This window comes from Dactylosporangium sp. CS-047395, from assembly GCF_050942185.1.
In the GTDB taxonomy this organism is placed as follows: Bacteria; Actinomycetota; Actinomycetes; order Mycobacteriales; family Micromonosporaceae; genus Dactylosporangium.
Map to the genome: position 1 here is coordinate 5,678,755 of NZ_CP192015.1, position 18,434 is coordinate 5,697,188.

The 18,434-nt window shown below is 73.0% G+C and carries 16 protein-coding genes and 1 pseudogene; 4 read left to right on the plus strand and 13 right to left on the minus strand.

The window, feature by feature from the left end; translation table 11 throughout:
- Positions 1 to 45 precede the first annotated feature (45 nt).
- Both ACQP00_RS26760 and ACQP00_RS26765 read right to left on the minus strand, forming a co-directional pair.
- Positions 46 to 1,434, minus strand: a complete 1,389-nt coding sequence (locus ACQP00_RS26760; RefSeq protein WP_433224003.1) for an MFS transporter — start codon at positions 1,432 to 1,434, stop codon at positions 46 to 48.
- Positions 1,425 to 2,186, minus strand: coding sequence for a glycerophosphodiester phosphodiesterase family protein (locus tag ACQP00_RS26765; protein WP_433199327.1), 762 nt, complete (start codon positions 2,184 to 2,186; stop codon positions 1,425 to 1,427). The genes ACQP00_RS26760 and ACQP00_RS26765 overlap by 10 nt, the downstream gene beginning before the upstream one ends.
- 104 nt (positions 2,187 to 2,290) lie before the next feature.
- Here ACQP00_RS26765 and ACQP00_RS26770 point away from each other — a divergent pair, with 104 nt between their 5' ends.
- The gene (locus tag ACQP00_RS26770) at positions 2,291 to 3,793 is read left to right on the plus strand and encodes an Hsp70 family protein (protein ID WP_433199330.1); all 1,503 of its coding nucleotides are present in this window, start codon (positions 2,291 to 2,293) and stop codon (positions 3,791 to 3,793) included.
- 70 nt (positions 3,794 to 3,863) lie between these two features.
- Here ACQP00_RS26770 and ACQP00_RS26775 read toward each other — a convergent pair whose 3' ends face one another.
- The 4 genes from ACQP00_RS26775 to ACQP00_RS26790 all read right to left on the minus strand — a co-directional run bounded on the left by ACQP00_RS26775 (position 3,864) and on the right by ACQP00_RS26790 (position 8,932).
- Positions 3,864 to 4,592, minus strand: a complete 729-nt coding sequence (locus tag ACQP00_RS26775) for a hypothetical protein (protein WP_433199333.1) — start codon at positions 4,590 to 4,592, stop codon at positions 3,864 to 3,866.
- Between the two features lie 11 nt (positions 4,593 to 4,603).
- Positions 4,604 to 6,523, minus strand: a complete 1,920-nt coding sequence (locus ACQP00_RS26780; protein WP_433199336.1) for a dynamin family protein — start codon at positions 6,521 to 6,523, stop codon at positions 4,604 to 4,606.
- Complete coding sequence (locus tag ACQP00_RS26785) at positions 6,520 to 7,380, minus strand: nucleotide exchange factor GrpE (RefSeq protein WP_433199339.1); 861 nt, start codon at positions 7,378 to 7,380, stop codon at positions 6,520 to 6,522. The genes ACQP00_RS26780 and ACQP00_RS26785 overlap by 4 nt, the downstream gene beginning before the upstream one ends.
- 64 nt (positions 7,381 to 7,444) lie before the next feature.
- The gene (locus ACQP00_RS26790) at positions 7,445 to 8,932 is read right to left on the minus strand and encodes a dynamin family protein (protein WP_433199342.1); all 1,488 of its coding nucleotides are present in this window, start codon (positions 8,930 to 8,932) and stop codon (positions 7,445 to 7,447) included.
- A 255-nt stretch (positions 8,933 to 9,187) separates the two neighbouring features.
- Here ACQP00_RS26790 and ACQP00_RS26795 point away from each other — a divergent pair, with 255 nt between their 5' ends.
- The gene (locus tag ACQP00_RS26795; protein ID WP_433199345.1) at positions 9,188 to 11,731 is read left to right on the plus strand and encodes a helix-turn-helix domain-containing protein; all 2,544 of its coding nucleotides are present in this window, start codon (positions 9,188 to 9,190) and stop codon (positions 11,729 to 11,731) included.
- Positions 11,732 to 11,878: 147 nt separating this feature from the next.
- Positions 11,879 to 12,430, plus strand: coding sequence for a LuxR family transcriptional regulator (locus tag ACQP00_RS26800; protein ID WP_433199348.1), 552 nt, complete (start codon positions 11,879 to 11,881; stop codon positions 12,428 to 12,430).
- Here ACQP00_RS26800 and ACQP00_RS26805 read toward each other — a convergent pair.
- The 6 genes and pseudogenes from ACQP00_RS26805 to ACQP00_RS26830 all read right to left on the minus strand — a co-directional run bounded on the left by ACQP00_RS26805 (position 12,400) and on the right by ACQP00_RS26830 (position 17,023).
- The gene (locus tag ACQP00_RS26805; protein WP_433224364.1) at positions 12,400 to 12,594 is read right to left on the minus strand and encodes a hypothetical protein; all 195 of its coding nucleotides are present in this window, start codon (positions 12,592 to 12,594) and stop codon (positions 12,400 to 12,402) included. The genes ACQP00_RS26800 and ACQP00_RS26805 overlap by 31 nt on opposite strands.
- A 422-nt stretch (positions 12,595 to 13,016) precedes the next feature.
- Positions 13,017 to 13,805: a lysophospholipid acyltransferase family protein gene (locus ACQP00_RS26810; protein WP_433224005.1), complete on the minus strand. Its 789-nt coding sequence runs from the start codon at positions 13,803 to 13,805 to the stop codon at positions 13,017 to 13,019.
- A gap of 843 nt (positions 13,806 to 14,648) precedes the next feature.
- Positions 14,649 to 15,008 (minus strand): annotated as a pseudogene (locus ACQP00_RS26815) (DUF6319 family protein); the annotation flags it as partial.
- An 841-nt stretch (positions 15,009 to 15,849) separates the two neighbouring features.
- Positions 15,850 to 16,251, minus strand: a complete 402-nt coding sequence (locus ACQP00_RS26820; RefSeq protein ID WP_433199351.1) for a hypothetical protein — start codon at positions 16,249 to 16,251, stop codon at positions 15,850 to 15,852.
- Positions 16,248 to 16,511: a ribbon-helix-helix domain-containing protein gene (locus tag ACQP00_RS26825; RefSeq protein ID WP_433065821.1), complete on the minus strand. Its 264-nt coding sequence runs from the start codon at positions 16,509 to 16,511 to the stop codon at positions 16,248 to 16,250. The genes ACQP00_RS26820 and ACQP00_RS26825 overlap by 4 nt, the downstream gene beginning before the upstream one ends.
- Positions 16,512 to 16,660: 149 nt before the next feature.
- The gene (locus ACQP00_RS26830; protein ID WP_433199354.1) at positions 16,661 to 17,023 is read right to left on the minus strand and encodes a hypothetical protein; all 363 of its coding nucleotides are present in this window, start codon (positions 17,021 to 17,023) and stop codon (positions 16,661 to 16,663) included.
- Between the two features lie 76 nt (positions 17,024 to 17,099).
- Between ACQP00_RS26830 and ACQP00_RS26835 the strand changes: the two genes are divergently transcribed.
- Positions 17,100 to 18,020, plus strand: a complete 921-nt coding sequence (locus ACQP00_RS26835; protein WP_433199356.1) for an ADP-ribosylglycohydrolase family protein — start codon at positions 17,100 to 17,102, stop codon at positions 18,018 to 18,020.
- Here ACQP00_RS26835 and ACQP00_RS26840 read toward each other — a convergent pair.
- Complete coding sequence (locus ACQP00_RS26840) at positions 18,002 to 18,355, minus strand: nuclear transport factor 2 family protein (protein ID WP_433199359.1); 354 nt, start codon at positions 18,353 to 18,355, stop codon at positions 18,002 to 18,004. The genes ACQP00_RS26835 and ACQP00_RS26840 overlap by 19 nt on opposite strands.
- Between the last annotated feature and the right edge of the window lie 79 nt (positions 18,356 to 18,434).

Consider the following 18,434-nt stretch of genomic DNA (forward strand, 5'->3'; position numbering starts at 1 on the left):
TAACGCAGGGTGTCACGTACACGACACCCACCAGTCAGCGAGACGTCAGAGCTTGGCGGGGGGCGTGTTGCCAGCCTGTTCGATGGCCCGGCGCATCGGCACGAACAGCAGCAGCACGAACCCGGCGACGAAGAACACGACGAGGGCGATGATCGCGACCCGGTAGCTGTCGGTCAGGTCGAGGGCGAGGCCGAACGCGAGCGGCCCGAGCCAGCTGGTGCCCTTGTCGGAGATCTCGTACAGCCCGAAGTACTCGCCCTCCTTGCCCTTGGGGATCAGCTGCGAGAACAGCGAGCGGGACAGCGCCTGGCTGCCGCCGAGGACGAGGCCGATGCCGCCGCCGAGGATCACGAACAGGACCGCCTGCTTGGCCGGCATGAAGTACGCCACGACGATGACGACCGTCCACAGCACCAGGCTGACCAGGACGGTCTTCCAGGCGCCGATGGCCTTGGCGAGCCGGCCCAGCAGCAGCGCCCCGGCGAAGGCCAGGAACTGCACCATGAGGATGGTCGGCACCAGCACGTCGTCGGGCAGCTGCAGTTCCTCGGTGCCGTAGACGCTGGCGAGGCTGATGACGGTCTGGATGCCGTCGTTGTAGATGAGGTACGCGACCAGGAAGAACAGTGTCAGCGGCAGCGCCCGCAGGCCCTTGAGGGTGCCCCACAGCTGCCGGAACCCGTCGGTGAGCACGTTGCCGCGCACGTCGACGCCGAGGTGCTCGTCGGCGACGGGCCGGTTGCGCAGGGTCAGCAGCGGGATGGTGGTGAACCCGGCCCACCAGATGCCGGCGGAGACGATGCTGTAGCGGGCGACCTCTCCGGTGCTCATTCCGAGGCTGTCCTTCATGAGCACCGCGGCCACGTTGAGCAGCAGCAGCGTGCCGCCGCCGAGGTAGCCCCAGGCCCAGCCGAAACTCGAGACCTTGTCGCGGTCCTGCTCGTCGGCGATCTGCGGCAGGAACGAGTTGTAGACCACGACGGACGCGCCGTAGCTGATGTTCGCGACCAGGAACAGCCCGGCGCCGAGCAGGTACCGCTCCCCGGTCAGGAACAGCATGCCGATCGTGGCGGCGGCGCCGATGAAGGCGAACAGCGCCATGAGTTCCTTCTTGCGCGGCGAGCGGTCGGCGATCGCGCCCACCACCGGCAGCACGAACACCGTCAGGAACACCGACAGCGACACCGAGTACGGGAACAGGGCCCCGGGCGCGATCGCGAAGCCCAGCGGGTGCACGGCGGCGTCGTCGGGGCAGCCCGAGTCGGGGCAGTGCGCCGCCGCCTCGGCGATCGCGGTCAGGTACGGGCCGAGGAAGACCGTCACGACCGTGGTCGGGAACGCCGAGTTGGCCCAGTCGTAGAAGTACCAGCCGACGCGCTCACGACGGGAGCTGTACTCCACTGTGGACTCTTCCCGAACACCCGTCACGGCCAGATGCCCCTCTTGATGTAGACGTCGCGCAGCACCTCGATGTGATCGGTCATGATGCCATCAACACCGAGGTCGAGGAAGTGCTCGATCTCGGCCGGTTCGTCGATCGTCCACAGGTGCACGTGCAGCCCGGCGCGGTGGCAGTAGTCGACGAACGGGCGGGTGGCCAGCGCGATCCGGCCGTACCGTGGCGGGATCTGGATCGCGGCGACCGTCTCCAGCGGCTGGTAGCGGCGTCCGACCTGGTAGGCGGCCCACAGCCCGGCGACCTCACGCATCCCCATGGACGTGGCCACACTGGGCCCGGCGAGGCGGCGCAGGCGGCGCAGCCGGGCGGAGGAGAACGACGCCAGCAGCACCCGGTCGTGGGCGTTGAGCCGCCGCACGACCTCGACGGTGGGGGCCACGGCGGGCTCGGTCTTGGCGTCGATGTTGAACCGGATGTCCGGATGCGCGTCGAGGACCTCGTCGAGGCGGGGCACGGCCGCGGCCCCGCCGACCCGCTCCGTGGCCAGATCCGACCACCGTAAGTCGATCATCCGACCCGGGCGCCCCAGGAGGCGTTGCAGCGTGTCATCGTGGAACACGACCGCGACCCCGTCGGCGGTGGCGTGCGTGTCGGTCTCGATGTAGCGGTAACCGAGGTCGGCGGCACGGGCGAACGCCGCTGTCGTGTTCTCGTCACCGGCGGCCGCCCCGCCACGGTGGGCGAAGCCCAGCGGTCCTGGAGCGTCGAGGTAGGGCACCTGCTTCACGCGGCCAGTATGCAGCGATCATGGGTCAACTTCGCGCAACGGCGGGTTACGGCAGGCTTGACGGCCGACGCAGAGCGCGGAACGGCAAAGGTATGGTGACGCACATGCGCGTGCTCGGCATCGACTTCGGCACGTCGAACACGGTCGCGATGGTCCGCACCCAGGACACGCGGATGCGACCGCTGCTGTTCGACGGTTCTCCCTTGCTGCCCTCTGCCCTGTATTTCAACACCGACGGGAAGGTCCTCGTCGGCCGGGACGCCGAGCGCAACGCGCGGCTGGACCCGGCCCGCTTCGAGCCCAACCCGAAGCGGCGCATCGACGACGGCGAGGTGTTCATCGGCGACCACTCGATGCCGGTGCCGCGCCTGTTCGCGCACGTGTTGTCACAGGTCAACGCGGAGGCCCGGCGGCAGCTCGGCGGGGCGCCGGAGGAGGTCCGGCTGACCCACCCGGCCCGCTGGGGCGAGCGGCGCCGGTCGCTGCTCATGGAGGCCTGCCGCATCTCCGGGCTGGGCACCCCGCGGCTGATCGCCGAGCCGGTCGGCGCCGCGTCGTACTTCACCGCCGTGCTCGGCTCCGCGGTGCCGGTCGGGCGCAGCCTGGCCATCTACGACCTCGGCGGCGGCACGTTCGACGCGACCGTGGTCCGCCGCACCCAGTCCGGCTTCGAGGTGCTCGCCGAGGACGGCCTCGCCGACGTCGGCGGCCTCGACTTCGACCACGCGATCGTGGAGCACCTGGGCAAGACGTACCAGGAGTCCCACGCCGAGAAGTGGGCGGCCCTGGCGAACCCGACCGACGCCTCGGACCGCCGGCTGCGCCGGATGCTCTACGAGGACGTCCGCGGCGCGAAGGAGATGCTGTCGCGCACCGCGTCGACGGACATCCACCTGCCGTCCATGGAGATCGACGCGCACCTGACCCGCGAGGAGCTGGAGACGCTCGTCCGGCCGTACCTGGAGCGCACCGTCGCCTGCCTGCGCCGGGCCATCGAGTCGGCGCGGCTGCAGCCCAAGGACCTCGTCGGCATCTTCCTCGTCGGCGGCTCGTCGCGCATCCCGCTGGCCGCGCACCTCATCCACACCGAGCTCGGCGTGGCCCCGACCACCCTGGAACAGCCGGAGACGGTCGTGGTCGAGGGTGCGCTGTGCATCGGCGCCGCCGTCGCCCCGGTCGGCACCTCGGGCACCCCGCGCACGGTCCCGCCGCAGCAGCGCCCGATGCCGCAGCAGGCCCCGGCGCGGGTGACGAACGCCCCGATGTCGGGCGTCCCGGTCTCCCCGGCGGTCCAGCGCCCGCCGGTCGTCCCGCAGGTGCAGCAGCGTCCCCCGGTGCTCGCCCCGCAGCCCGTCGTCCAGCGCCCGCCGGTGGTCCAGCAGCCGGTGACCCCGGCGCCGGTGTTCCGCGCCCAGCCGGCCCCGCAGCCGGTCGTGCAGCAGCCGGTCGTCCCGGCCCGCCCGGGCCCGTTCCCGCCGCAGGCCGCCCGTCAGGCCCCCGCCAACCAGGGCGAGGCGGCGGAGCGCAACTGGATCGCCGTGATCGTCGTCGTCCTGGTCCTGGTCGCGATCCTGTTCGTGATCCTGCTCTGGACGGCCCTCAACTAACCAAGAACCACAAACGCGGCTCTGGTACCCCACTGAGGTACCAGAGCCGCGCTTGTCTGCGGTTGCTTCTTTATTGAGGCGCCCAGAACGCGGCCAGGCTGCTCGTGCCGGGGTCGTCGGAGCCCAGCAGCAGGCTCCACGGGTCGGTGCCGGCCGGCAGGTCGAGATGCTCGTACTGTGCCAGCCCGGCGGGTTCGGCCGGCTCGTGCACGGCCGGGTCGAACGCGGCGGACAGGTTGTGGTCGGGCCCGCCGAGGACGTCGGCGTCGGTCCACGGGAAGCCGTCGACGGGCGCGGGCGGGTCGCTCAGGTGCAGCTCTTCGGGGAACTGCACCTCGTGCCAGCCCGGGTCGTCGGCGGACGCGTCGACGTCGGGATCGGTCCCGAACGCCGCCTCGTGCCCGTCCTGGATCTCGTGGCTGTCCTCGGCGCCGTCGATGTGCCCGTCGCTCAGGTGCAGCTGCCCGTCGTCGGCCGGCTCCCCGCCGTCGCTGCCGTCGCCGCCGTCGTCGTGGACGGCTTCGTCGTATTCGGCGGTGGCGTGTTCGGTGCCGAGCGGCTCCTCGAGGTCGTGGTCGCCGCCGAGGTGCCCGTCGCTGAGGTGCTGCCCGGGTTCGCCGAGGTCGTGCTCGTCGTACCCGCCGGCGCTGTGCGCGTCGTCGTGGGCGTCGTGGGCGTCGTCGTAGCCGGCGCCGTAGTCCTCGCCGAAGCCGCCGTGCAGGTCGTGCCCGCCGTCGTCGGCGCCGAGGTCAGCCGTGTCGGCGTCGTCGCCCTCGGACCATTGCCAGTGCCCGTCCATCGGTCAACCCCCTACGCCTCGGCGGCCGCTTCACCCGCATCGGCCGGGCCGGACGGGGTGAGCGCGCGGATGCGCACCAGCACCTCGTCGACCTGCTTGATGCGGGATCGCAGACCTTCCCGTTCGGTGTTCAGCGCGGCCTTGCGCTTGGCCCGTTCGGCCTTGTCCTCGCCCAGGGACTTGTCGATCTGCGCGATGTGCGCGTCGAGCTGCTTGACCCGCCGTTCGATGGCCTCGTCGAGGGCGAGGGTCAGCGCGTACTGCAGGTCGGTGAACCGGTGCATGATCTCGTCGGACAGGGCGGCCCGGGCCTCGCCGAGGACCTCCCGCAGCCACTGGCGGGCCTGCTGCTTGTCCGCCATGCTCTTGCGCTTGAAGATCATGTAGGCGCCGGCGGCGAGGCCGAGGCCGACCCCGACGACCGGCAGCACGAGCCCGGCGCCGGCCAGGCCGATCGCGCCGAGGGCGGCGCCACCGCCGACCATGCCGGGGATGCGGGCGGCCATCATTGCCATACCGGCGGAGGACATGACGACCATCGCGCCGTCGCCGGACTGCTCGCGGCGGGGCTTGGTGCCCAGCGCGTGGCGCAGCCGGGCGTTGAGGCCGCGCAGCACGTGCTGCAGCTCGTTGGGGTGGAACACCTGGGCCAGGACCCGCTCGCCGACCTTGCGGAAGCGGAACTCGAGGTCGTGGGAGAGCCGCACGGACAGCGCGTACAGCGCCTTGTCCAGCTCGGCCGGCAGCTCGGAGATGTCGCCGCGGCCACCCTTGTCGATCTTCTCCATGAACTGTTCCTGCAGCTGCGTGATGTAGTTGCGCAGCCGCGTGGTGGCCTCGACCCGGGCCCGCTGGGTCTCCGTGGACAGCGCCAGGGACCACTGCCGGGACTCGGTGCGCTTGCGGGTGGCGACCTGCTGGCGCTCCTCCTTGGCCCGTTCGGCGTCGGCCGGGTCGGGGTCGGTGGCCTTCATCCGGTCGCCGATCTCCTGGTCGACGCGGATGTACTCGGAGCGCACGCTGCGCAGCACGTTCGCCTGCTGCAGCAGGTGGCCCTTGGAGGCCAGGTCGATGAGGGCGTGCTGCAGCTCGGCGATGCGCGACTCGCGGATCAGCTCGCCGGCGGCGTCCTTCGGCATCTGCATCGCCAGCTCCGCGAGGCGGGCCGACACCGGGTACCACGGTGCGGAGGCGAACCGGGGCGCGTGGGTCTGCAGCTGTCCTTTGTTGTCGTCGAGGATCTTGCGCCAGCCGGGGTAGGCGTCGACCTTCGTCAGCGCGAACAGCACGAAGTTGACCTTCTTGCTGGCCTCGATGAGGAAGTTCATCTCCGGCTTGGAGAACGGGCTGGAGGAGTCCACGACGAACAGCAGCGCGGTGGCCTTCTCCACGGCGTCCATGGCGACTTCGGCGTGCATCGAGTCCAGGCCGCCGGTGCCGGGGGTGTCGATGAGCGTCAGGTACTGCAGCAGCGGCGCCGAGTGGTGGATCTCGATCCGCCGCGGCGGGCGCATCCCGTCGGGCATGCGGCCCAGGACGGTGCCCCAGTCGCGCAGGTCGCCCAGGCCGATCGGCACCGGGTCCTCGCGGCCGGGGATGTAGGCGCGGGCGCCGTGCTGCGGGTTGTGCATGAACTCCAGGTAGGAGGCGGTGGCCACGGCCGCGTCGACCGGCGACAGGTTCGGCACGCCGATGAGCATGTTCGTCAGCGAGCTCTTGCCGCGCTTGGTCTCGCCGACGACGACGACCTTCGGGCGCACGACCTCGCGGCGGCGTTCGGTGTCGATGTCGGCGGCCGCGTCCGGGTCGATCTTGCGCAGGTACGCGAGGCTGCCGTCGACGCCGGCCTTGAGCAGCTTGCCCAGCGCCGCGGTGGCGTCGGCGGGCTTCTTCGGCGCCGCTCCGGCGGGTGCGTTCGGGGTCTGGGTCATCGTGGCTGCTCTCTGCGCGGCTGCTGCGTGGTGTGCTGGCTGGGCTGGCTCGGCTGGACGACCGGGTGCTGGCCGGTCTGGCCGCCGGCCTGCGCGGGGCGGCCGACGGTCGGGTGGGCGCCGGTCGGGCCGCCGGCGGTGCGCGCCGACTGGTACACGGTGACGATCGGGGCCCGCAGGACCCGCCCGTCGCGGTCGACGTAGCCGGGGACCTCGACGCCGGAGATCTGCCCGTTGAGGTTCGGGTCGTTGGTCGGGGTGGTGCCGCCGGCCTCGTGGTGGGCCGGGTCGAAGCGGACCCCGGCCGGTTCCAGGGTGGTGACCCCGGCCTCGTGCAGGGCGGCGCCGAGCCGGTCGCCGAGGGCCTTGCTGGTGACCCGGTCCCGCACGTAGATGGAGGCCTGCACGAGGGCCCGCCGGTCGGCGTCGGACTGCCCGCCGCGGCCGCCCGGGGGCGCCGACACGGGGGCGGTGGCGCCGCGGCCGCCGCCCCGGGAGGCCAGCAGCAGCAACAGCAGCAGGGCGGCGCCGACGAACAGGGTGCCGACGAACGCGACCAGGGCCGGCTTGACGCCGAAGCCCTCCTGCGCGGTGCAGGCCTTCGTCTGCAGGGTCTGCGCCTGCGTGGTGCCGGCGCCGGTGTTCTCCGGCTGCTCGGGGGTGTTGCCGCCGGCCTTGACCGCGCCGCCGGCCGCGCCGGCCCCCTCGACCTGGGTCGGTGTCGGGGTGGCGCCGGCGGTCGCGGTCTGGGCGGGGCAGTTCGGGGCACCGCCGAGCAGGCCGGTCGCCACGCCGGTGAGCACCGCGATGACGAGCGCGACGCCGACGGCGAGCAGACGCAGGCTGTTGGAGGACATCTTCGGCTCCTGGGGGTGGGGGCCTCGGGTATTGGCTGTACCGGAGAAGGTGGTGCTGTTGTGATTATCGGACATTTGCTCCACCGCCGCGGATGCGCTGGGAGAGCAGGTAGAAGCCACGGTGTGCAACGAGCGCGACGCGGGACTGCGACGGGCTGGCGCCGGCCACGGCGTAGGCGCGCCAGCGGGTGGCGGCGTCCAGGGCGGCGCGGACCATCGAGTCACGGTCGGCGCTGGGCAGGTTGAGGATCCAGCCGGGGTCGTTGGACAGCGCCAGGCGGGTCAGCTCGCCCTCCATCTGGTCGGGCAGGTCGACGGCGCCGGTGGTGACCAGCTGCGCCACCTCGAGCAGCCGCAGCCGGTGCGACTCGGGCTGCTGCAGGACCCGTTCGATGGCGTCGCGGAGCAGTTCCCGGTCGTGCGGCCGCTCGGCGTGGCTGGCGATCTTCTCCAGGCTCGACAGCGCCCAGCCGGCCTTGATGGCGTCGGTGCGCCACCGGAACGCGTGGTCGAGGGTCTGGCGCAGCCGCGGGAACCCGGAGGCCTGGAACAGCATCCGGACCAGTTCACCGGTGGCCAGGGTCGGCTTGGCGACGAGCTGCGCGATGGCGAAGCTGATGCCGTACAGGTCGAGGAGCCGCAGCAGTCGTTCCCGCGACTCGCGGCTGACGGGGCAGTCGCGGGTCGTGAACAGGTCGACGGAGGCCAGCAGCACGGTCCGTTCGCCCTGGGCGAGGGCGGCGAGCTGGCGCAGGGCCTCGCAGTCGGCGGCGGTGAGCCGGCCCGCCTCGGTGGTCTCGGCGAGCAGGCCGACGACGGGGACGACGTCGGAGACGACGCGGCGCAGGACCTTCGACTGGTCGTTGGCGAGCGGGGCGACGATCGGCCACGGGTCCTGCCCGCCGCCGGCGAGCTTGTCGACCTTGTTGAACAGCCCGAGGGAGTTGATCGGGTTGGACGACAGCCGGGCGGAGATGGACCGGAAGGCCTCCAGGGCCTGCACGTCGTCGTCGCGGACGGACTGCGTGAACACGTAGATGATGGCCTCGGCGCCGGACAGCGCCCCGGCGGAGTCGGAGTCGAGGTCGTCGTCGATCGGGGCCTCGGAGAACAGGAACCGGCGGGCCTGGTCGGACACGGACGTGTTGGCGCTGGACAGGCCGGGGGTGTCCACGACGGTCAGGTCGCGCAGGTGGTCGCTGGTGAGCGTGACGTCGACGTAGGCGACCTCGTGCCGGGCCACGCCGAGGCGCTGCGGGATCATGCCGGCCTCGTCGAGGGGGAGGCTGACCCGGTTGCCGTTGCGCTTGACGACGTCGACGCGGTCGGAGGTGCCGTAGCGGAACTGCGTGACGATCCGGGTGCACTCGCCGACCTCGGTCGGCGCGACCCGCCGGCCGATCAGCGCGTTGACGAGGGTGGACTTGCCGGACTTGAGCCGCCCGGCGATCGCGACCCGCAGCGGCTCGCCGAGGCGGCGGCGCACGTCGACGACCTGGGCCTGGGCGGCGCCGCCGAGCCGGTTGCCGACTTCGGCGCACAGTTCACCCACACGGGAGCTGAGTGGTCCTGTCGGCACGGGTTCAGCCCCGCTTCGACGTCGGCCACAGACTGATCACCGACTGCGCGAGGCCGGTGGGTTCAGCCACAATGCCGACGTACCCTCGGGTGTCCAAGGGGTGGACCTCGCTCATTATTCGCTCCTGGGTGCAGATCAGTACCGTCATGTCACGCACGTACGGCACACACATTACGAATATCCTGCGCGCGCAGGATCCCATGTTCGTGCCAGGAATGGAGGCTTCCCGTGCCTGAGGCACCGACTGATGAGCCCGTCGTGCAGCAGCCGGCCAGCCCGGCGGCCGGGCCGGCGGTGGCGTCGGCGGTCGTGGGCCGGGCGAGCGTTCCTGCCGTGTGGCCGCCCGCCGACCTGCTCGCCTCGGCCGTCGAGGCCCTGCACAACCCCGGTCTGGTCGTCATCTCCGGTGCTCCGGGCACGGGCCGCACCGGGGTGCTCAAGCGCCTGGGGGAGTCCTTCCGCGGTCCCGTGTTCAGCGGGGGCGCCCTCGCCATGCTGCGCGGGGTACCGGCGCTGGCGTTGTCCCGGGCGGTGCGGGTGCGACTCCCGTCACATGAGGCGCCGCTGCTCGCCGAGGCCGTCCGCTCCCGGGTCCGTCACGGCCTGCTACTGCTCGACGACCTCCAGTGGGCGGATCCGCTGACGATGGCGGCCCTGCCGGCGATCGCCGAGCACTGTCGGATAGTTGTCACCCTGCGGACCCCGCACCGGCTCCCCGGCGACGCCGAGCGGGCCCTGCGCGAGGCGGCGGCGAAGTCCGGGGCGTGGCTGTCGATGCCGCCGATGCCCGCCGACGCCGCCGCCGCGCTGGTGCGCCAGCTCGCCCCGTCCGCGTCGGCCGCCGTCGTCACCGACCTGGTCCGCCGGGCCGGTGGCGTCCCGCTGGCCGTCGTCGCCCTGGCCAAGCACGTCGCGCAGGGCGGGACCCCGCGCGACGACGGCCTCGACAAGGGCCTCGCCTACACCGTCGCCGGCGCCCTGGCCGACCTGACCCGTCCGGCCCGCACCGCGATGGCGGCGCTGGGCCTGCTCGGCCGCCCGGTGACCGCGACCGTCCTCGGCGAGGGCCTCACCGAGCTGGTCGAGACCGGCCTGGTCGAGCTGGCCGACGGGGTGGCGGCACCGGTCTCCCCGTACACCGCGGAGGTCGCCGCCGGCCTGCTGGACGCCGCCGAGCGCGCCGCCCTGCACCGCCGCCTGGCCACCCTGGTCCCGCCCCGGGAGGCGGCCCGCCACCTCGCCGCCGCCGGAGCCGCCGCGGAGGCGTACCAGGTCGCGGTGACCGCCGCCGCGGCCGCCGAGTCCTCCGGCGACCGCGCCGAGCTCCTGCTGCTCGCCTGCGACCTGCCGGGCGTGGACGCCGAGCCGCAGGTGCGCATCGCCGCCGCCCGCGCCGCCCTGGCCGCCGGCCGTCCCGGCTCCTGCCTGCGGGTCCTCGACGCGAACGGCGCCGACCCGGTCGCGGCCGTGCTGCGCGGCGAGGCGCTGCTGCAGCAGGGCAGCCCTGTGCCCGCCGCGGCCGCCGTCGCGTCGGTGGGCGACGACGTGCCGGCCGAGGTCCTCGGCGGCCGGGACCGCATCCGGCTGCTGTCGATGCTCACCACCGACCCCGGCGGCGCCCTGGCCCGGGCCGAGGAGCTGCTGGGCGTGCACGGTGACGCGCCCGCGCATCCGGGGCTGCGGGCCGCGATCGCCGCGGTGCGGGCCGGGACCCGCCAGCCCGGCTGGGAGTACGGCCTCGCCTCCGCCGCCTCCGCCGCCGGGCAGGCCGGTGACGCGCTCGCCGCGCGCTGGTCGGCGTGGCTGCTCGTGGAGACCCTGACCGCCGACGCCCGCCTCGCCGAGGCCTCCCAGGCCGCCGCGGCGGCCGCCGCCGCCTGTGCCGGGGACCTCGCCTACTCGTGGCAGACCCGGTTCCTGGCCGCGCAGCTGTGGTGCGACGCGCTGCGCGGCGACCAGATCGACGAGGTGGTGCGCCGGGCCGGGGACCTCGCCGACCGGACCCTGCCCGCCCTGGCCCGCGGCTACGCCGTCGCCGCCGCGTCGCTGGCCGAGGCCGACGGCGGGCTGCTCGCCCCGGCCCGGGCCCGCCTGGAGGCGCTGCAGAACCGTCCCGCGTCGGCCGGGCCGGTCCTGGACTGGGTGACCCGCGAGGCGGCATGGCTCGACGGCCGCCCCGACCAGGCGTTCGACCCGTCCGACGGGGCGGTGTCCACGCCGCTGGTCGACGGGCTGCGGCGGATCACCGCCCGCTGGGCCGCCTACGACGCCGGCACCGCGGTCACCGCCGGCGACGACCTCGTGCCGCTCGCCCCGGTGCAGGCGACCCTGGAGGCGTGGAAGGCCCCGGACCGCTTCGCCGAGGCGGCTGCCGCCTGGCACGCCCTGGCCCGCCGGGAGGAGGTGCGCTGCCTGCTCGCCCAGGGGCTGCTCGAGGACGAGGCACAGCAGGCGGTACCACCACTGCTGGAAGCCGAACGCCTCGCCGAGGAGGCCGGTCTCGTCGTGCTCCTCGGCCGCGCCCGCCGGGCCCTGCGCCGGCACTCGATCCGGCGCGACACCCGCGGCCGGCGCGCCGGTGACGAGCTCACCGACCGGGAACGCGACGTGCTGCGCCTCGTCGCCAACGGCGAGCCGACCCGCCGCATCGCCGGGCAGCTCGGCATCTCCCGGGAGACCGTGGAAACGCACATCCGGTCCGGAATGCGCAAGCTCGGAGCCAGAACACGCACCGAAGCGGCCGCGCTGGCCATCGAGGAGCTCGGCCAGTGAGAGATTTTTGTTTCACGAGTCCGCCGTCCCGGGTAATGGGCACGGATTCGCGGACATAGAGGAACGTGGATGAGTAGCGCTGTGGTCTTGTGCGGGAAGGCCCCTTCATCGCATGGTGGGCGCATGTTCTCACCCAGGGGCCGCTGAATGACGGGCGATCCGGCACTCGCACCGCGGTACGTCGTGGCGAACGGCGCCGACGCCACCGCCGTGCTGCGCAGGCTCGCCCGCGCGGGCTGGACCACCCGCGAGGGCTTCGCCCTCACCGACCAGGGCTGGGACGTCTCCGACGCCCGGCTCGCCCTGTTCGGCCGCGTCGCCGACGGCGACACCGCCGAACTCGCCCTGCTCGCCGCCGCCCGCGGCGCCGGCATCGTCGCCATCAGCGACACCGCCGCCGACATCGGCCGCGCCCTGCTAGCCGACCTGGGCCGGATCGGGCCGGTCACCACCGACCCCGACGCCGACCTCGGCACCGACCCGTCCGACGACGGCGGCGGCCCGGTCCTCGCCCCCGAACAACGCGCCCTCCTGGAACGCCTCGCCGGCGGCGAGACCATCGCCGCTGCCGCGGCCGCCGAATTCCTGTCGCTGCGCACCGCGAACCGGCGCATCGCCGAGGCCCGCGAGGTCCTCGGCGTGCGCACAACCCGCGAGGCCGTCCTCGCCTACCTGCGGATGCGCCGCGAGGGCAGCTGACCGCGCTGCCGGCGCCACGGCTCGGCGTCCCAGCCGCGCCGCTGCAGCAGCTCCTCCGTGCTGCGTGCCCCACAGCTCGGCGTCCCAGCCGCGCCGGTCCAGCAGCTCCTGGTGGGTGCCTCCTCGGCGATCCGGCCCGCGTCGAGGACCACGATCCGGTCCATCCGCGAGAGGGTCGAGCCGGTGCGAAATCGCGATGCACGTCCGGCAGGCGAGGTACACCGCCGCCTCCGCCTCGGCTCCCAACGCCGACATCGCCTCGTCCAGCACCAGCACCGGCGCATCCCGGTAGAACGCCCACGCCAGCGCGATCCGCTGCCGCTGCCCGCCGGACAGCCGCACCCTACGCTCCCCGACGAGTCGTGCTCTCCTTCTGGCGCTCGCGCTTCATTGCTCGTTGCTGCGCGCCCGGTCGCGGCGCTTCGCGTCGAGGTTAGGTGACACCTGGCTGACACCGTGCTCGATTTATGCTCGAGGTGCTTGGTCGCGTTGGTTGAGTTGGCTCGCCGGGCTGATCTGGCTGCCTTTTTGGCCAGGTTGGTCCCGCCGGCTTTCGTCGGCGGCCTCGGACCGCGCCGTCGCCGTGTCAGGCGGACGGCCGGCCGCTCACCGCTCTGGCCGAACGATGCCGGCGCTGCAGCGTCAACGGCCGGACGGGATCGACGTACCGCGGCAGCCGAGGCTCATCCACCCGCAACGGCCGCAACTCCTCGGTGATCGCATCGATGATCCGATCCGTGGCCCGCTGCGCCGCCCCCGGCACCCCCGCGTCAATCCCCGACAGGTCAACCACAGCCCCGAAATGCACCCGCACTACAGGCCGCCGCACCAAGGCCCGCGCAAGGGTCCGCACAGTAGGCCCGAACCCACCCCACGCCGCCACCTCATGAGCGCCCCACTGCGCAACCGCCACCACAGGTGCCCCGGTAGCCAACGCAATCCGAGCCAGCCCGGTCTTACCCCGCTCCGGCCACATCCCAGGGTCAAGCGTGATCCGCCCCTCGGGATACCCCAGCACCTGCGACCGAGCCGCAAGCGCCCGCGTCACATCATCAACGGCCGCAGCGACATTCGCCTGCCGCCGGTTGATCCGAATATGCCCCGCCGCCCGCATCACCGCCCCGACAACCGGCGCCCGGAACAGCCCCCCGGTAGCCATCAGCCGAGGCGCAAGCCCAGCCGCCTGACAAGCAGCCGTGACAGCCACCGGATCAAACGGCCCGATGTGATTGACGGCGAGAATGACCGGCCCGCCCCGCAACTCCGCCGGCAGCCCTCCGGTGACCCGCAACCGCGCAACGGGCGCCACGACCACCCGGGCGAGGACGAGCAGGAACCGCCACGTACGCGGAACCCGCCACACCTCAACCCCCACCCCGCCCCGGGCCCCGTCCAGCGCGCCCGCCAAGTCGTCCGGCCGCCCTCCGCCTGCCGCGCCGCCTTCCCCCGCGAGGGCTTCCGTCGTCGGGGCATTCGCCGTGGGAACGTTCGCCGTGGGAACGTTCGCCGCGCCGCTTTCCCCCGCAGGGGCTTCCGTCGTCGGCCCGTTCGCCGTGGGGATGTTCGCCGCGCCGCCTTCCCGCGTGGGGACGTTCGCCGACGGGACGTTGGCCGACGGGACGTTCGCCGACGGGACGTTCGCCGACGGGGGAGCCGCGGACCGGGACGCGGTCATGGTGGTGTCGTCGGCCGGACGCCCGGCTGGCTCCCCGTCGCTCACGTACGCGTGTCCTCTGGCTGCTGGTGGTTGGCTACCGATCCGGACACGGTAGCGCCGTATCCGGAACGCGCAACCATACCGTCAGCCGGTGTTCCGCTCATCCGACCTGCCAGCGTCACGCCGACCGAGGTCGCCACCGAACACCCGTGGGCGGGCAGTGCGCCCTCCACGCTCGTCTGCCGGCAAACTCGGCGTAGATGGCGCAGACCTGCCGGCGCGGACCGCCCGGTGTTCGATACTCGCGTCCGACGGCTCGTCCGACGGCAGGTCTCGGCGTCGATAGCGCGAACCTGCGGCTGCGACCCGGGGCGCGGACCGGCGCGGTGCACCATACTCACGTCCGATGGCGAGGTCTCGGCGTGGATAGCGCGGACCAGCACGGTGCACGATGCGGCGACCGGCGGGCACAACGACCACGGCGGGGACGGCGGGCCCAAGACCCGGCGCAGTGGGCCACGGCCGAGGTGGCGGTGGCCCACTGTCCGAGGCGCGTGCTTGCTACTCGGCCTCGCGCAGTTCTGCCAGGCGGGCCTCGATTTCGGCCAGTTCGGCCCGCAGGCGCTCCGCCTGGGTTTCGGCCTCTGCGCGGGCGGCGGAGACGATCTCCTCGACGGCCTCGTGGACGCCGGGGACGTCGAGCATCGCGACCATCTTCAGGGCTTCGCCGGCCTTGATGACGTACGGCTTGGCCAGGGCCTTCGCGCCCTGGTTCGCGGCTACCGTCCACTCGCCGTCGGCGTAGGCCAGGGTCACCGTCAGGCCCGGCGCCGGCTTGGGCTTCGGGGCGGCCTTCTTCGCGGCCGGTTTTCCGGGCGTGTGCTTCGCTGCCGAAGCCGACGAATCGGACGAATCGCCGCCCTCATCACTGGCCGCGCCGCCGGCGCCCGAACCGCTGCCGCCCGAACCGCTGCCGCCCGAACCGCTGCCGCCCGAACCGCTGCCGCCCGAACCAGTGGCGCCCGAACCGCCGACACTCGAGCCGCCGGCGCCCGAACCGCCGGCGGCTGAGCTGCCGCCGGACGATCCGCCCGCGGTGGGCGAGCCGGAGGTGCCAGAGGCGTTGCCGGCCGTCGAACCGGTGGACTTGGATGCGGCGGACGACGAGCCGCCAGACCCGGAGCCGGAGCCGGCGGCGGCGTCGGTGGCTGCGGACTTGCCGGCGGCGGGGGAGGAGTCCGGGGCCGCGGTGGCGGCGGGGGAGTCGGCTACGGAAGGGGCTGGCACGGGGCTCTCCTCACGAGGTGCGGGAACGGCCGGTGCACGCTTCGCCGGCGCGGTCTTCGGGGCGATCGCCAGGTCGGTGGGGGAGAAGGGCAGCTCGTCGCGGCCGAAGCGGACCACGACCCACTCGTCGGACAGCTCCGGGTCCGTCAAGGCGACGATCTGGCCCAGCTGCCCGGCGATCTGCCCGGCCTGCTCGGTGAATACGACTTTCGGTTTCCGGCCGGCCGCGAGGGTGTCCCGGATCTGCTCCAGATCCACCGTCGACAAGCCCTTGGCCGCGGTCCGCGCGGCAACCATCGCACCCTCCCCAACCCGTCAATCGAACATGTGTCGGAACAGTCATACCAGCCACCTACGACATTTTCCGAACGCGACACACCGTACGACAGCACGAGACGGCAACGGGAGCGAGAACAGGGAGCGAGAACAGGGAGCGAGACGCAGAGGGCGGGGAGCGAGACGCAGAGAACAGGGATCAGGGGAGTTCGTCGATCTCCGCCTGCGGGTCCAGGGTCCGCAGCACGTCGGCGCGGTCCGTGACGATCGCCCAGCCGGGACGGGCCTGCGCCCGGCGGACCACGTGCGCGGCCGCCACCGTCGCCGGGCCGCCGTCGCCGGCGAACATGGCGCCGCCGTCCATCGCGTCCGCCGCGGTCAGGTCGTCCACGACCACCACCGGCAGGCTCAGCAGTACCTTGAGCACGTCGTAATCCTTCGGCGACGTCTGCGCCCACGCCTCGGCGAGGGCCGCCGCCGGCACCGCCAGGACGACGCCCTGGTCGACGGCGTGCCAGACGATCGCGGAACTGTACGGCTTCCCGGCTACGAATCCCAGGATCGCCGAACTGTCCAGGATTCTTCCCCCGACCGCGGTCACGACACCGAACCGCTCGCGGGCGCCACCCCCAGCACCTCGCGTGCCCACGCGTGATGCTCCGGGTCCAGCCGTACACCACGCTGTGCATAAAGCTCGTTGAGCGTCAGCAGCGCCCGGTCCCGGGCGAGCCGGCCACGGACCGCCTCGGCCACGTACGCCGACACCGACTCCGCGCCGCCGGCGTCCACGAACCGGCGCACGGCCGCGGCGTCATCGGCGGGCATCGTCACCGTCACCCGTTCCTTGCGCATCTCACGCATACGCACAGGGTAGCCGCCGCATACGTCGATCACCTAGCGTGCCTCACCCGAACGGGGCCCCGTTCATGCCCACCTGCGCCGTCCATGCCTGCTCGTCCGGAAAACCGCAACCGACGGTGACCATGTTCCGCCCCGGATGTCCCGCCCGGTCAGGTTGTGATCTCACCCTCGACGGTCCGCAACGTCACCGTCCGGCCGCCGAAGTGCAGCCGCAGGCCGTCCAGCTCGCCGAACTGATTGCGGAGCTGTTCGGCGCCGTCGAGGGTGCGCGTGACGACCGCGGCGAACGGCGGCTCGCTTGTCGCGTCGCGGGGCAGCCAGCGCCCGCCGTCGAAATCGTAGTCGTACATGCGCAGCCAGCTGTCGTCGCCGGGTTCGGTCTCGGTAAGTCTGAGCGTCCAGTCGCTGCGGCCGTCGAGCACGAGCCCGCGGCCGTCGTCGAACACGAGGTGCACCGGGCCGGCGTTGTGCTCGACGGGGTCACCGGGCCAGTGCCATGCGAGCCGTACCACGCGCTCGAGCCTCCGACCGACCAACCCGTCCATGGTCGATAATGCACATTATGTCAACCAGACTATGCTGAGAGCCATGCGGCCAGTGTTGTACCCGGAGACGCGCCGGGCCCTCGCCAGGGACGCGCTCGAGGGCCTCGCCACCGGCGACGCGTACGGCGCGCAGCACTTCACCCGCCCCGAGCTGCGCACCCCGCCGTGGCCGTGGACCGACGACACCCAGATGGCCGCCGTCCTCGTCGCGCACCTCCACACCCGCGACACCGTCGACCAGGACAAGCTCGCCAAGGCGTGGGCAACAGCCTGCGAACCAGGCCGCGGGTACGGCGTCGGCGCCTACCTGACCCTGCAGGCCATCGTCGCCGGCACACCCTGGCCCGACGCGGCCCGGGACGGGTTCGGAGGGCAGGGCTCCTACGGCAACGGCGCCGCGATGCGGGTCGCCCCGCTCGGCGCCTACCACGCCGGCGACCCGGCCCGGGCCGCGGAACAAGCCCAAGCGCAGGCGGTCGTCACGCACGCCCACCCGGAAGGTGTCGCCGGGGCCGTCGCGGTGGCGGTCGCCGCGAGCACCGCCGCGTACGCGCGGCTCACCGGGGCCCGGCCCGACCTGCTCGCCGCCGCCCTGCAGCACGTCGACCCGGCCACCACCGTCGCGAAACTGCTCCGCAAGGCCCGAAATATCCGAAATGTCCAGCAGGCGGCGAGCGTCCTCGGCACCGGTGAGCGGGTCACGGCGCAGGACACCGTCCCGTACACCATCTGGGTCGCGAACCGGTTCCTCGGCGACTTCACGGCCGGGATCGAGGCGTGCTGCACCGCCGGCGGCGACATCGACACGACCGCGGCGATCACCGGCGGCATCCTCGCCGCCCACGACCCGGCGCTGCCACCGGACTGGGTCCAGGCCCGGGAGCCACTCCCGCAAGTCGCGGGCCGACAGCAGCCAGAACCTCAACAAACAGAGCCCGAGAACAATCAGATCGCCGGCCGGTAGAAGAACGTCCGGCGCCGCGCGATGCGGCCGGCGCGGAACTCGTACCAGTCGGCGAAGATCTCGTTGAGGGGCACGCCCGCGTGGGACATGCCGTCGAAGCGGCCCCAGCAGAAGCCCTCGCCGTCGCCGGACAGGCAGCGGTCGACCTGGTGCCGGCCGGCGGAGACGATGCACCGCCGGCGGTAGAAGCCGACGAACGCCTCGGCGCCCTCGATCGGCGGGCAGCCGGGGCGGTGGTAGACGACGTCGTCGGTGACGAGGCCGGACAGCCCGGCCCAGTCGCGGCGGTCGATGACGGTGAGCAGGGTCGCGATGAGTGCCGGCGCGTCGCTCATGCGTCCATGCAACGGCCCGGCCGCGGCGCGGTCAACGCCCCGCAGGCCGATGTTTACACGCGAAACGGGACCGTAACGC

Coding starts and splice junctions, on each gene's coding strand:
- ACQP00_RS26825 (WP_433065821.1), bottom strand. CDS start 16,511: ATGCGTGAGATGCGCAAGGAACGGGTGACGGTGACGATGCCCGCCGAT.
- ACQP00_RS26805 (WP_433224364.1), bottom strand. CDS start 12,594: ATGGACCGGATCGTGGTCCTCGACGCGGGCCGGATCGCCGAGGAGGCA.
- ACQP00_RS26785 (WP_433199339.1), bottom strand. CDS start 7,380: ATGTCCTCCAACAGCCTGCGTCTGCTCGCCGTCGGCGTCGCGCTCGTC.
- ACQP00_RS26840 (WP_433199359.1), bottom strand. CDS start 18,355: ATGAGCGACGCGCCGGCACTCATCGCGACCCTGCTCACCGTCATCGAC.
- ACQP00_RS26800 (WP_433199348.1), top strand. CDS start 11,879: ATGACGGGCGATCCGGCACTCGCACCGCGGTACGTCGTGGCGAACGGC.
- ACQP00_RS26780 (WP_433199336.1), bottom strand. CDS start 6,523: ATGACCCAGACCCCGAACGCACCCGCCGGAGCGGCGCCGAAGAAGCCC.
- ACQP00_RS26835 (WP_433199356.1), top strand. CDS start 17,100: ATGCGGCCAGTGTTGTACCCGGAGACGCGCCGGGCCCTCGCCAGGGAC.
- ACQP00_RS26775 (WP_433199333.1), bottom strand. CDS start 4,592: ATGGACGGGCACTGGCAATGGTCCGAGGGCGACGACGCCGACACGGCT.
- ACQP00_RS26770 (WP_433199330.1), top strand. CDS start 2,291: ATGCGCGTGCTCGGCATCGACTTCGGCACGTCGAACACGGTCGCGATG.